Source organism: Gordonia lacunae (genome assembly GCF_002149015.1).
GTDB lineage: Bacteria > Actinomycetota > Actinomycetes > Mycobacteriales > Mycobacteriaceae > Gordonia > Gordonia lacunae.
Genome location: NZ_NGFO01000003.1, coordinates 174,279 through 187,905, shown reverse-complemented (window position 1 = coordinate 187,905; position 13,627 = coordinate 174,279). Strand labels below are relative to the sequence as shown.

Sequence of the window (13,627 nt, the reverse complement as noted above, 5' to 3'; positions counted from 1 at the left end):
AGTATCGAGGAGATCTCCGATGTCATTGTCAATGAACGACATCCAGGACACCGTGCGTGTTCGCGTGGTGTCTCGGCGCCGAATCGCCCGGCGGGTGGAGGAATTCGTCCTCGCGCCGTCCGGAGGTGAGGCGCTGCCGCCGTGGTCCGCCGGTTCGCACATCGATCTACACACCCCAGCCGGGCCGGTGAGGCAGTACTCGCTGCTCTCCTCGCCCGACGACAGGGGAAGTTACCGGATCGCCGTCGAACGTCGCCTCGACAGCCGCGGCGGTTCGGTCTCCGCGCACGACGACGTCGAGGTCGGGGCCGAGGTGACGATCAGTCTGCCGCGCAACCACTTCGCGTTGACTCGCGCACTCGGGTACGTGTTCGTGGCCGGCGGCATCGGCATCACACCCGTCCTCGCCCTCGTCGACGAGGCCCACCGATCGGGCCGGCCGTGGCGGCTCGTGTATGTCGGGCGGTCCCGCGCGGACATGCCGTTCGTCGAGGACGTCGAGTCCACGTACCCCGGGCTGGTGACGGTCCACGAGTCGGTTCGATCGGGTCGCCTGGATCTCGGTGACGAGCTCGCCGGGCTGGCGCGCGGCACCGCCGTGTACACATGCGGTCCGCCGTCGATGCTGGATGCGGTTGCGCGCCTGTGCGAACCGCAACCGGCAGTCGATTCGTTCGCGGAGAAGTTCACCGCCACGTCGACGGAGTCCGAGGCCAACGCGGAGTTCGAACTCTCGCTCGCCTTCTCGGGTGTGACGGTGACGGTGCCGCCGGACCGCACGATCCTCGACGTGCTCGACCGACGAGGCGTGGTGGCACCCTCGTCGTGTCGCGAGGGGGTGTGCGGAACGTGCGAGACCGGGGTGGTCAGCGGCGAGGTGGACCACCGGGACTCGATCCTGTCCCCGGAGGAGAGGTCCGAGAACGAATCCATGATGATCTGCGTGTCGCGGTGCACGAGCGGTCGTTTGGTTCTCGAACTGTGACCACGACCGTGCTCACCGGGGCCGCGGCGATCCTGCGCGACGCCTCGACGGTCACGCGGGACCCGGTCGTCGTGGTGGACGGGTGGATCGGGACCGGCGCCGACGCGCAGGACGGGGCGGATCAGGTCGTCGACGTCTCGGGGTGCGTGGTCACCCCCGGCCTGGTGAACGCGCACCATCATCTGCTGCAGACCGCGTTCCGATCGCGTCCGGAGAGTCGATCCGTCCCGATGCCGCAGTGGCTGGCCTCGATGGCGAAACGCTATTCGTCGGTCGGTGTGGACCCCGAACTCACCGCCGTGGCGGCGTCCGTCGGACTCGCGGAATCGCTGCTGTGCGGTGTGACCACGGTGGCCGATCACCACCTCACCTGGCCACGGGATCAAGACCCGGTCGCACTGGCGGGCGCGACGATCGGCGCTGCCGCACGAGTCGGTGCGCGTCTCGTGTTCGTGCGGGGCACCGCTCGTGACGACCCGGATCTGGCTGCCGCGTCGGTCGCGGACATCCACCGGACGTATCTGGGTGGGGCATCGACCGGAACCAGCGCCGACGGCATGCTCCAGCTGGCCGTCGGACCATCCGGAGTGCACGCCGACGGACCCGAGACCTTCGCGACGCTCGCCGAGGTCGCATCTCGATTCGGTCTGCGTCGCCGTACGCAGGCCAACGAGGAGGTCGACGTACAGGTCGCCGCAGCACGATACGGTCGACGTCCCCTCACACTTCTCGATGAGTGGGGATGGCTCGACGACGACGTCACCGTCGCGCATCTCTGCGACATCACGGACGACGAGATCGCTCTGCTCGCCCGGTCAGGGGCATCGGCGACCCACGCCCCGGGGTGCGATGTACCGATGGGCTGGGGCGTCGCGCGGGTGGCCGCGCTCATGTACACGGGCGTGCGGGTGGGACTCGGCACCAGCGGCGGCGGGAGCAACGACGCCGGGCACCTGCTCGCCGACGCCCGTCTGGCCGTTCAGGTCTCGGGGTTGATCGGTGAACCGGTCACCGCCCGTGCGGTTCTCGCGATGGCATCCGAGGGTTCGGCGGCCGGTCTCGGGCGCAGCGAGCTGGGGCACCTGCGGTCGGGCGCCGCGGCCGACCTGTGCGTCTGGGACTGCTCGGACGTCTTCGACGCCGGGGTCCCCGACCCGCTCGACGGCCTGCTGTGGGCGGGCCCGGGACGCCGTCCCCGTGACGTGATGGTCGGCGGACGGTGGGTCGTGCGCGACGGCCGGCTCCTCACCGCGGAATCCCGCTCGCTCGCAACCGAACTCACGACACAGCTCGACCGGCGGCACCGTCATGCTCCCTAGGTTCACCCCGCTCCCTGAGGAGCGCCCGGAGCGTGCGGAGGGCGTGGTCAACCACCGCTCCCTGAGGAGCGCCCGGAGCGTGCCGAGGGCGTGGTCAACCACCGCTCCCTGAGGAGCGCCCGGAGCGTGCGGAGGGCGCGTCACGAAGGGTCTGCCACGCAACTCGCCAGGACCCTTCGTGACGCTCGCAAGCTCGCACCTCAGGGAGCAGGGGTTGGTTCGCAAGCTCGCACCTCAGGACCGTGGGTCCAGGCGCTTGCCGTCAGGGAGCGGCTGTCGCACAGGGGGGTGCCGGCGCGTCCTCGGAGAGCGGCTTGTTCAGGGGCATCAGATAGAGGACGTCGAGGACGACCGGGGTGGTCCCGAGATTGGTGCCCTCGTGGGTGTTCACCTTGCCGCCGGGCTCCTGGATGATGTCACCGGTCCGGTAGACGACCGGCTTGCAGTCGGAGCCGGGATGGGTGAGCGTGCCCTGGCGGACCAGGCCGTAGAGCGGGCCGTCGTGATAATGCCAGCCGGTGGTGCCGCCGGGCGCGATGGTGATCTCGCGGACTTCGACGTGCACGCCGTCGGGCACGAAGGGCAGCAGATCCGCCGGGATGTCCGCCTTGGCCAGGCTGACCGCCGAGATTCCGGATGACGGCGTGGCATTCGCCGTCGCCGACGACATCGCGAGGGGTGTCAGGAGTGCGGCCGCGGCGGCGAGCGTCGCGACGGTGGTGCGCAGGAGTGGTGTCATCGTCCGACCGTACGTCGACCCGGCGGAGGGGATAACCGATTCGTCCGATTCCGCTGTGCGACAGCTCTGGACGATTGACCCGAACGGTTCTGGGTACAGGGCGATGTGCATACGATGACGGAGCCGGTTCGATGACCCGGCCCGAACTCAGGGAGCCACGGATGCCTCGCTTGTCCAACGCCGCTATCGCCGCCGGCACTGCCGTCCTGTGCATGGTGCTCGGCATCTCGGGGCTGCTCGTGCCGGCGGCCGGAACCGCGGCCGCGGACACCCTCGCCGGGGTCCGCTACGCCAAGGCGACCGCGGGAGCGCCATACCGGGAGACCTGGGTGTCGCCGCGGAACCTGGTGGTGTCGGTGTGGTCGCGGTCCATGCATACCCAGGTCCCGTCGCTGGTGCAGACGCCGGCCAACCGGAACCAGGCCGCCCCGGTGATGTACCTGCTCAGCGGATCGACCGGCGGCGAGGACAACGACGACTGGACGCACGCCACCGACGCCAACGCGTTCTACGCGAACAAGAACGTGTGGACCGTGACCCCGATCGGCGGTGCCGCGAGCTACTACGCCGACTGGCGCCGCGTCGATCCGGCAGCGAACTTCCGCTTCGGCGTGAAGACGTCCCGGCCCCTGCGGTGGGAGACCTTCCTGACCTCGGAGTTGCCCGCGGCCTTCGAGAACGCACACGGGGGACGATCCGGTCCGGGACGCTCGCGCGGCGTCGCGGGTATCTCGATGGCGGGTACGGCGGTGCTCCGGATCGCCGAGAACCACCCCGGGTTCTACCGGGCGGTGGGCTCCTACTCGGGGTGCGCGGACACCGCATCGCCCACCGGGCAGTTGCTGCTGCGCAATGTCGCGTTCGTCCCCGGACTCGCCGACGCCAGCAACATGTACGGTCCGCCCGGTGACCCGCAGTGGGCGGCGCAGGACCCGGTGATCAATGCCTACAAGCTCGCTCGCCGCACCCCTGCCCTGTGGATCAGCGCCGCGACCGGCCTGCCCGGCGCGCACGACAACCTGTCCGACCGGCGAGTCGCCGGCAACGTGGGGGAACTCGCCGAGCAGGTCGCCGCCGGCGGTTTCGCGGAGGCGACCGCACGATCGTGCACGGTGACGATGGCGAATCGCCTCGCCGCCCTCCGCATCCCGGCCGTCGTCCGGCTCCCGGCGACCGGTACGCATTCCTGGGGGTACTGGGAGGACCAGATGCATGAGTCCTGGCCGATGTTCGCCCGCGCGCTCGGGGCGTGACGCTGCGGGAGATGCACCGCGGGCGGCGTTCGTCGTCGACCGCCGGACCTCACGTTTCAGCGTCCGTTCAACTCGCCGGACCTACGGTCGGGACGTGATCTCCGGGCGCGGCTTCACCCGACGATGTCCAGGGGGCGATCCGCGATGACCGTCACCCGCCGCGGCCTGTGGCTCTCGCAACTGCTGCATCCCGAGGTCTCGCATGTCGTCGCCTTCGGCCTGAACCTGAGCGGCCCGCTCGATGCCGAACGACTCCACCGCACGGCCGGTGCCGTGCTCGACCACGTCGGCTGGTGCGACGTACGTCTGAGTCCGGATCGTTCGCCCGCCGACGGTCATCCGCACCCCTTGCAACCAGCCGGTTCCGGACTGGACCCGGTGGAGTACGTGGACCTGTCCGGGTGTGCCGACCCCGCGGCCGAGAGCGAGGCGCGTGCGCAGCGTTTCCTCGATGACCCCGCAGGTGCCGACCTCGGACTGCCGCTGTTCCGCAGCGAATTGCACGTTCTCGCTCCCGCCGCCCACCGGTGGATCGTGCGGGTACACCACGTGCTCACCGACGGCGCCGGCGTCCTGCGGGTGATGGCACACATCGCCGCTGTCTACGCGGGTACCGCGCGGCCGGACGAGATGCCTCTCGCCGACGACATCGAACTCGAGGCCGAAGAGGAGAAGTACCGCGACTCGCGACGCCGAGGGACCGACGGACAACACTGGGCGCGACGACTCGACGGCCTCGAACCGTCCCTGCTGGCCGGTTCCGTCCCACATTTCACGTCGTCGATCACGCGCGTCACCGACACCCTGACCAGCCCGCGCACCGCATCGTCGGCCGAGTTCGTCACCGCGTTCGCGGGTCTGTGCGCCCGCCTCCTCGACACCCCGGACGTGGGACTGAGTCTCCCGGTCGCCGCACGTACCTCGGCGACACGTCTCCGCGCGGTCCAGCCCGTCTCGAACGTCGTGCCGTTGCGCCTCGACGGGATCGGGGACCGCGATGCCGGGCAGGCCCTCGCCGAGGTGTCGTCGGCCCTGATCGAGGCACTGCGCCATCAGCGCTACCATCGCGAGGACATGCTGCGAAACCAGCACGGGCTGAACGGCTTCGGTGCGGTGGTCAACCTCTTGCCGGGTTTCGAGCCGCCCGCTGTCGACGGCTTGCACTGGGGACTCGAGGTGATGCGGACCGGACCGATCTCCGACGTCGCGGTGACCCTGCATCCCGCCGACCAGAACGGTCGCCGGGCGGTCACCTGGGAAGCTCCGGCCGCCGTCGTCGACAGCGATGCGCTGGCCACCGTCGCCCGACGTTTCGACCGGCACCTCACCGCCACACTGCGCGAACTGGACGGCGGCCCACCGATTCCCGACGATTCGGTGTTCGTCGACGGGGAGTGGGAGCGCTTCCGGTGCCGGAGCGGACCACCGGCACCGCCCTTCACGCCCACCGTGAGCCACCTGGAGGACCACCGGTCGGCGGACCCGGAGGCCATCGCGATCATCGACGGTGAGGTGCCGGTGTCCCGACGAGAATTCGCGCGTCGGGTGGATCGCGGGACCCGGTTGCTCCTGGAGGCCGGGGTCGGTGCGGGCGACCGGGTGGCGGTGTCCATCGAGCGGTCGGTGGCCTCCGTCGTCGCGTTCTGGTCGGTGCTGTGTGCGGGCGGCGTCTGGGTGCCGGTCGGCGACCCGTTCGCACCGGAGGCGCGTACGCGGGATCTGCTCGATCGCTCCGGCGCCAAAGTCGGATTGTGCGTGCCGGGCGCCTCCCGCCCGGGCTCGATCCGGTGGCTCGACCTCGAGCACGACGACCCCGGTTCCCCGATCGCCGAACGGTGGCCGGGCTTGGAACGTGGTCCCGACGATGCTGCCTACCTGCTGTTCACGTCGGGTTCCACCGGAACCCCCAAAGGCGTGATCATGCCCCACCGCGGGCTGCCCGCCCTGATCGCGGAGATCCGACAGACGTACGCGCTCGTGCCAGGGTCACGCATTCTGCACGCGTCATCCCCGACCTTCGACACCGGGATCGTCGAGATGCTGTGCGGGGTCGTCTGTGGGGCGACCGTCGTCGTCGCGCCGCGGTCGACTCCCGGTGGTGATGCTCTCGCGCACCTGATCCGCCGGCATCGCGTCAGTCACCTCATCGTCACGCCGTCGGTCCTCGACACCCTGCCGCTGGATCTCGCCGACGACCTGGTGCAGGTGATCATCGGTGGCGAACCGCCGTCGCCGCGGGTGATCGACCGCTGGTCGGGACGCGTCCGGCTGCGGAATGCGTACGGACCCACCGAGGCCCGGTGCAGCATCAACATCTCGGCACCGCTGTCGCCGGGCGGGGCGATCACCGTGGGCCCGCCGATGGTCGGGGTCGACGAGGCGGTCCTTGATCGCCGGGGCCGGCCACAACCTCCCGGGGCGCTCGGCACGCTCCACTGCGCGGGACCGCAGCTGGCCGACGGTTATCTCGACGACCCGGCGTCCACGGCGGAGGCCTTTGTGCAGAGCACGTTCTCGGCCGAGGAGGTGATGTACCGAACCGGCGATCTGGCCCAGTGGACCGAGGGCGGTGAGATCCGACTGCTCGGACGCCGCGACGGTCAGATCACCCTGCGGGGCTTGCGTATCGAACTCGCCGAGATCGACGCCGCGCTCGGGCGATGCACCGATGTGCGGAGTTCCGCGACGATTCTGCGCGAGTTGCCGTCGGGCCGTACCGCGCTGGTGTCATTCGTCGTGCCGCAGGGCACCGGAACGGACGTCGATGCACCCGGGCTGCGTCGCGCGGTCTCCGGTGTCCTGCCGTCGTACATGGTGCCGGCGCTCATCGTCGGCATCGACGCACTGCCCCGTACCGGCAACGGCAAGCTCGACGTCGGAGAACTGGCGGACCACCCGCTCCCCGGTCGCCGGGCGGCGCGCGGACCCGTCGGCTCCCACGAGACCCTGCTGGTGCAGGTCGTGGGCGAGGCGCTGGGCACTGATGAGGTGGATCTGTTCGCCGGGTTCCTCGAGCAGGGCGGCGACTCCCTGGCGGTCATGCGGGTCGTCGGGTCACTGACTGCGGCAGGACATTCCGAGATCGGGCCCGACGACGTGCTCACCGCGCCCGACCTGGAGACACTGGCCGAACGGATGGTCGAGCCGAGGCGCCCGGACGTTGCTGCACGGCGGCCGGCCGCACCGGACGACGATCGTCCACTGACGTCCGCGGAACGGACGGTCGAACGTGCGCCGGGACACCCGCACGGGCAGCTGGTCCGTGTCGGATGGGTTCCACCCGAGAGCGGGCGGCCCACCACGGCCGAACTGCGAGAATTGCTCCGTGCGTTGGCCGATCGGCACCCGGCCCTGCGGTCGAGCTATCCGGACACCCCCGCCGGGCCGGTCCAGCGGGCGCTCGCCGGGGGCGCCGACGCCGCGGTCGACGTTGCCGTACAGGTGGTTTCGGACCGAGACCTGAACCCGGGGCGCGCGAGGCTGCGCACACACGCCGAACAGATGTCGGCGTCGCTCGATGTTCGGGTCGCGCCGCCGTTCTGCGTGCGGATCCTGGCGGATGCCGACGACGGTGTGGTGGCCGCGGTCGCGGTGTTCCATCACATCGCGGTCGACGGTCATTCGCTCGGAACACTGGCCCGAGAGGCGGACCTGATCGCCCGCGGAGTGGATGTTCCGGCGGTGCAACTCATCTCGCCGCCCGCACAACGCGCCGACACCGACGAGTTCGACGGTGGGTCGTGGCACCGATTGCTGGGCATGCCGCCCGCGGGGGCCTTCACCCTGGATGGGCTGGACCCCGTCTCGTGCGCGCAGTCCACGGCGATTCGTCGACGGGCTCTCGTCGACGCCCGCGTCTACGCACGGTTCCGTTCCGGTGCGGCCGAGCAGGGTATGACCCCGTTCGAGGCATTCGGGAGATCGGTGTCGGAGGCGCTCGCGCGGCTGACCGGACAAGACCGGGTGATGGCGGCCACCGCGGCGTCCACGCGCCCGGCGGGCGCCGAGGACACCGTGGGCGACTTCGTCGTCGCTGCGGTCACGCCGCTCGACGCCTGCGAGGATGTCCGCGGCTCGGTCGAGCGCACCCGTCGATGCATCGCGGCGGCGACGGGGCCGATGGAGGAGGTGCTGGACGTACTGGGTCGGCCGGTCGTCGATGGGCGCCTCTTCCCGGTGCCGGTGCTGCTCGGCTGGACCCCGATGATCACCCGGCCGAGCGCGGGCGGTCGCCTGTACGTGTTCGCGCCACGGACCACGCGATGGATGCTGCAGATCGAGGGCTCGCCGACCGCGCAGGGGGAGCTGCAGGTCCTGGTGACCGGCGCGGCCTCCGCGCTCGCGGAGTCCCGGGTCGAGCAGGTGCTCGCCGAGGTCGTCGCGTGCGTGCGCCGGGCGTGACCCCCGCGGCGCCCGACCGTCGCCGGCGGCTCCGGGCGACCAGCGTGCGCACGCGACTGACGTTCGTCGGCGCGGCGATGCTGTTCACCGCTCTGCTGATCGCCGGCGGAATCGTGCTGTTCGTCCTGCATCACTCGTTGAATGCCGCTGCCGACGGTGCCACCGCCGCGCGCAGCGGCGAGATCGTCGATGCGATATCGCGGTCCGGCGTCGCCGGGCTCGACCCGTCTCTGCTGGAACGGACCGAGGCCGTGGACATCGTCCAGATCGTCGGTGCCGACGGTGGCGTGCTGGCCGCCACTCCCGGTTCCGAGCAGAACCGGGCGCTCGTGCCGCCTGCCGGCCGCGCCGGGACCCGCCACGTGATCGACATCGCGTTCCCGGGCAGCGACACCGAGTACCGCGCGACCATCCAGGGTGCCGAAGTGTCCGGCGACCTGGTCACGGTGGTGGTCGGTGCGGGGGAAGGCCGAATCCATGCCACCGTGTGGACGGTGTTCGCCGTGCTGTGCGTGGTGTTCCCGATCATTCTCGCGGCGGCGGTGATCGCGACCAATCAGCTGCTGCGGCGAGCGCTCCGTCCGGTCGAGTCCATCCGTGCCGAAGTCGCCGACATCTCCCGCGCGGGGGTCGCCCGCCGTGTTCCCGTTCCCGACACCGGAGATGAGATCGCGACCCTGGCCGAGACGATGAACGAGATGCTGGACCGGCTCGCGTTCGCCCGCGACCAGCAACTCCGCTTCGTCGGCGATTCGTCGCATGAGCTGCGGAGCCCGCTCGTCACGATCATCGGGCTGCTCGAGCTGGCCGACCGGACCGGTGAGCCGATCGATGCCGACGCGGTGTCGACTCTGTTGTTGCCCGAGGCCTATCGTCTGCGAGATCTGATCGACGACCTGCTGTTGCTCGCGCGCGCCGACGAGTACGGGCTGCGCCCCGAATTCGAGGACGTCGATCTCGACGACGTCGTCAACGACGAGGTCACCCGGCTCGACCTGACGACCGAACTCGACGTCGACGCCACGGTGGTGCCGGTTCGGGTGACCGGCGACCGCCGCCAGCTCGCGCGAGCATTGCGCAACCTGGGCGACAACGCGGCCCGTCACGCCGGTGGCGCGGTCAGCGTCACGATGGCGGTCCGGCCGGAGCAGGTGGCGGTGACGGTCGCCGACGACGGTGTCGGCGTCCCTGACGACGACCGGGCCCGGATCTTCGATCGGTTCGTCCGGCTGGACGCCGCCCGTGCGCGTGGTGGCGGCACGGGTCTCGGGCTGTCGATCGTGGCCGAGATAGTGCACGCGCACGGCGGTACGGTGTCGGTCGTCGACACGGGGGGCGACGGGTTCGCAATCGAGCTGTCGCTACCGCGCGCGGCACCTCACGACAGCGGCCCGCCGCCGTCGCCGGCGAGGAGATAGCCCGCGCCCCGGATGGTTTCGATGGTTCGGCAACCGAACGGGGTGTCGATGCGGCGGCGCAGATAGCCGACGTACACCTCGACGATGTTGTCGTCGCCCCGGTAGTGCGCGTCCCACACCGACTCCAGGATCTCGGTCTTGCTGACCACGGTTCCCTTGTGTCGCATCAGGAATTCGAGCACGGCGAACTCACGGGCGGTCAGCCGGATCGGGGTGTCGCCGCGCCGGACGTCCCGCGTCGCGGGGTCCAGGGTGAGCGAACCGGCACGGAGCACAGCGGGACGCTCGGGAGCACCGCGTCTCACCAGCGCCCGGAGGCGGGCTGACAACACGACGAACGAGAACGGTTTGACGAGATAGTCGTCGGCACCGAGGTCGAAGGCGTCCGCCTCGTCGTACTCGCCGTCCTTCGCGGTGAGCATCAGAACCGGCGTCCACACCCCGCGCCTGCGGAGCTCGCGGACCACCTCATACCCGTTGAGGCGCGGCATCATGATGTCGCTGACGATCACGTCGTAGGTCCGGGTGCCGGCATTCTCCACGCCGTCGGCCCCGTTGTCGGCGGTGTCGACTGTCCAGCCCTCGGCCGCCAGGGTGCGGCGAAGTGTCTCGGCCGCCCGCGGGTCGTCCTCGATCACCAGCACGCGCATGCGTCCCAGTATCACCGGTCGGGGCCGCCGCCGGCGGGCCCGTCGGCCCCGCGCGTCTCATGTCCAGACGGCGCGCGCCCCGCTCTCGCCGATGCGGTACACCATGATCACCGACAGCACGGCCACGACGACGAGGAGCGCGCCGAGCACGACGGCGACGGGCCGGCTCGTCGGGATCGTCGAGTCGGACACCCTGGTCCGGACGGCGGTCATCAACCGGTCGTCGTGCACGGCCCACCACAGCACGGCCAGGGCGAAAAGGGGTCCGACCCAGTAGATCAGCTGGTCGCCGAGGCCTGCGTGGCGTTCGACCGCCGCACTCGCGGGCATCTGTTTCTCCAGCGATTCGCCTGCGGAGGTGGTCAGCGGGACCGCGATGAGGGTGCCCAGCGCGACCAGTGGGGTGAGGATGCCGAGCCGACGACGCGCCGCCGGCCACACCACACCTGCGATCGACATCAGCGCGGTCAGGGGAACGAGGACCACGACGAGATGCACGAGGAGCGGGTGAAGAGGGAGCCCGTTGACGGTGTCCACCCAGCGAACCTAGCTCGGCTGAGTTGAACGGCTGCTGAACGCGGAACACCCCGCGGGCAGCTGACCCGCGGGGTGTTCTGGGTTGCGACGGTGAGAGGTCAGGCCAGATCGAACCGATCGTTGTCCGAGACCTTCACCCACGCCTTGACGAAGTCGTTCACGAACCGCTCCGCCGAGTCGTCCTGGGCGTAGACCTCCGACAGGGCACGCAACTGGGAGTGCGAACCGAAGACCAGGTCTGCGGCGGTCGCCGTCCACTTGGTCTCGCCGGTGGCGCGATCTGTTCCCTCGTAGACGTTTTCGTCGGTGCCGGACTTCCACTCGATGTTCATGTCGACGATGGTGCGGAAGAAGTCGGTCGACAGGACGCCGGGACGGTCGGTGAACACACCGTGCTTGGTGCCACCGTAGTTGGCATCGAGCACGCGGAGCCCGCCGATCAGGACGGTCAGTTCCGGCGCGGTGAGATCCAGCATGTACGCGCGGTCGAGCAACAGCGACTCCAGCGGTGTCTTCTCCTCGCCCTTGCTGTAGTTGCGGAAGCCGTCGGCCCGGGGCTCGAGAACCTCGAACGAGTCGACGTCGGTGCTCTCCTGCGATGCATCGGTGCGACCCGGGGTGAAGGGCACCGTGACCGGGAATCCGGCTGCCTCCGCGGCCTTTTCGACAGCAGCCGCGCCGCCGAGGATGATGATGTCGGCGAGCGACACCTTCTTGCCGCCCGAGGCCGAGTCGTTGAAGTCCTTCTGGACCTGTTCGAGGACCGGCAACACCTTGGCCAGTTCGCCGGGCTCGTTGATCTCCCAGTTCTTCTGCGGCTCCAGGCGGATGCGTGCGCCGTTGGCGCCACCGCGCTTGTCGGTGCTGCGGAAGCTGGCGGCCGACGCCCACGCGGTCTTGAGCAGCTGCGTCGGCGAGAGGGCCTCCAGCAGAGTGCTCTTGAGCGATGCGATGTCGTCGGCGTCGATCAGCTCGTGGTCGACCGCCGGCACCGGGTCCTGCCAGATCTGTGGCTCGGGAACCCACGGGCCCAGGTAGCGGCTGACGGGGCCCATGTCGCGGTGGAGCAGCTTGTACCAGGCCTTGGCGAACGCCTCGGCGAGCTCCTCGGGGTGATCGAGCCACCGGCGGGTGATGTCGGCGTAGATCGGCGACTCACGCAGCGCGACGTCGGTGACCAGCATCGTCGGGGCGCGCCCGGGACCGCCGAACGGATCGGGGATGGTTCCCGCTCCCGCACCGTCTTTCGCGACGTACTGCCAGGCACCTGCCGGGCTCTTGGTGAGTTCCCACTCGTAGCCGTAGAGGTTCTGGAGGAATCCGTTACCCCACTGGGTGGGGGTGGAGGTCCAGACGACCTCGAGGCCGCTGGTGATGGTGTCCTCGGCTTTGCCCTTGCCGTATCCCGACTTCCAGCCCAGGCCCTGCTGTTCGATCGGCGCGCCCTCGGGCTCGGGTCCGATCAGGTCGGCGTCGCCGGCGCCGTGCGTCTTGCCGAAGCTGTGACCGCCGATGATGAGGGCGGCAGTCTCCTCGTCGTTCATCGCCATGCGACTGAACGTCTCGCGGATGTCCTCGGCTGCGGCGATCGGGTCCGGTTTGCCCTCGGGGCCCTCGGGGTTGACGTAGATGAGGCCCATCGTGGTGGCGCCGAGCGGCTGCGCCAGCTCGCGCTCACCGGAGTAGCGCTTGTCGGTGCCCAGCCACGCGTCCTCCGGACCCCAGAACACCTCCTCCGGCTCCCAGATGTCCTCGCGGCCGAAGCCGAAGCCGAAGGTCTTGAAGCCCATGGACTCCAGCGCGACATTGCCCGCGTAGACCAGCAGATCGGCCCAGGACAGCTTGGTGCCGTACTTCTGCTTGATGGGCCACAGCAGACGACGCGCCTTGTCCAGGTTGGCATTGTCCGGCCAGCTGTTCAACGGGGCGAACCGCTGCGCGCCCTGGCCGCCGCCACCGCGGCCGTCGAAGATGCGGTAGGTGCCGGCGGCGTGCCAGCTCATGCGGATGAACAGACCGCCGTAGTGGCCGTAGTCGGCGGGCCACCAGTCCTGCGACGTCGTCATCAGCGAGATGAGGTCGGCCTTCAGCGCCTCGACGTCGAGCTTCTCGAATTCCGTTGCGTAGTCGAAGTCCTCGCCGAGCGGGTTGGACAGCGAGGAATGGGCGTGCAGGATCGAGAGGTCGATCTGCTCGGGCCACCAGTCCTTGTTGGTCAGCGGCGCATGCGCTTTCGGCTTCGGCGAGGGGATCGCCGGATTCTCGCTCTCGCTGGCGCTTGCGGTGTCGGCGTCGGAGTTGGGCGGGCGGCTGTCGGAGGTCACG

General features: G+C 69.9%; 9 protein-coding genes. 5 read left to right on the top strand and 4 right to left on the bottom strand.

Going from position 1 to position 13,627, the window contains the following annotated elements; genetic code table 11:
• The first annotated feature begins 19 nt into the window (after window positions 1-19).
• Both CA982_RS03980 and CA982_RS03975 read left to right on the top strand, forming a co-directional pair.
• Window positions 20-985, top strand: coding sequence for a PDR/VanB family oxidoreductase (locus CA982_RS03980; protein WP_086534050.1), 966 nt, complete (start codon window positions 20-22; stop codon window positions 983-985).
• The gene (locus CA982_RS03975; RefSeq protein ID WP_086534049.1) at window positions 982-2,304 is read left to right on the top strand and encodes an amidohydrolase family protein; all 1,323 of its coding nucleotides are present in this window, start codon (window positions 982-984) and stop codon (window positions 2,302-2,304) included. Before CA982_RS03980 ends, CA982_RS03975 begins: the two co-directional genes overlap by 4 nt.
• Before the next feature lie 262 nt (window positions 2,305-2,566).
• On the opposite strand, the gene CA982_RS03970 is transcribed toward CA982_RS03975, so the two are convergent.
• Window positions 2,567-3,043: a cupin domain-containing protein gene (locus tag CA982_RS03970; protein WP_208617878.1), complete on the bottom strand. Its 477-nt coding sequence runs from the start codon at window positions 3,041-3,043 to the stop codon at window positions 2,567-2,569.
• A 161-nt stretch (window positions 3,044-3,204) separates the two neighbouring features.
• On the opposite strand from CA982_RS03970, the gene CA982_RS03965 reads away from it, so the two are divergent.
• From CA982_RS03965 to CA982_RS03955, 3 genes are all read left to right on the top strand, one after another.
• On the top strand, window positions 3,205-4,296 hold the full coding sequence (locus CA982_RS03965; protein WP_086534048.1) for an alpha/beta hydrolase: 1,092 nt from the start codon (window positions 3,205-3,207) through the stop codon (window positions 4,294-4,296).
• 144 nt (window positions 4,297-4,440) lie between these two features.
• Window positions 4,441-8,697 carry a non-ribosomal peptide synthetase gene (locus CA982_RS03960; protein WP_086534047.1) on the top strand — a complete coding sequence of 1,419 codons (4,257 nt, stop codon included), beginning with the start codon at window positions 4,441-4,443 and terminating at the stop codon, window positions 8,695-8,697.
• Window positions 8,679-10,115, top strand: a complete 1,437-nt coding sequence (locus CA982_RS03955) for an ATP-binding protein (RefSeq protein ID WP_086534046.1) — start codon at window positions 8,679-8,681, stop codon at window positions 10,113-10,115. The genes CA982_RS03960 and CA982_RS03955 overlap by 19 nt, the downstream gene beginning before the upstream one ends.
• Here CA982_RS03955 and CA982_RS03950 read toward each other — a convergent pair.
• From CA982_RS03950 to katG, 3 genes are all read right to left on the bottom strand, one after another.
• Window positions 10,076-10,765, bottom strand: a complete 690-nt coding sequence (locus CA982_RS03950; RefSeq protein ID WP_086534045.1) for a response regulator transcription factor — start codon at window positions 10,763-10,765, stop codon at window positions 10,076-10,078. The two genes, CA982_RS03955 and CA982_RS03950, sit on opposite strands and share 40 nt — an antisense overlap.
• Window positions 10,766-10,822: 57 nt before the next feature.
• Window positions 10,823-11,302, bottom strand: coding sequence for a DUF2231 domain-containing protein (locus tag CA982_RS03945; protein WP_086534044.1), 480 nt, complete (start codon window positions 11,300-11,302; stop codon window positions 10,823-10,825).
• 98 nt (window positions 11,303-11,400) lie between these two features.
• A complete protein-coding gene (katG, locus tag CA982_RS03940) occupies window positions 11,401-13,626 on the bottom strand; it encodes a catalase/peroxidase HPI (RefSeq protein ID WP_086534043.1) in 2,226 nt (741 codons plus the stop codon).
• Window position 13,627: the final 1 nt, after the last annotated feature.

What these genes read in the sequence shown, in the direction of transcription:
- CA982_RS03980 (WP_086534050.1), top strand. Translation starts at nt 20, where the DNA reads ATGTCATTGTCAATGAACGACATCCAGGACACCGTGCGTGTTCGCGTG.
- CA982_RS03970 (WP_208617878.1), bottom strand. Translation starts at nt 3,043, where the DNA reads ATGACACCACTCCTGCGCACCACCGTCGCGACGCTCGCCGCCGCGGCC.
- CA982_RS03965 (WP_086534048.1), top strand. Translation starts at nt 3,205, where the DNA reads ATGCCTCGCTTGTCCAACGCCGCTATCGCCGCCGGCACTGCCGTCCTG.
- CA982_RS03960 (WP_086534047.1), top strand. Translation starts at nt 4,441, where the DNA reads ATGACCGTCACCCGCCGCGGCCTGTGGCTCTCGCAACTGCTGCATCCC.
- CA982_RS03950 (WP_086534045.1), bottom strand. Translation starts at nt 10,765, where the DNA reads ATGCGCGTGCTGGTGATCGAGGACGACCCGCGGGCGGCCGAGACACTT.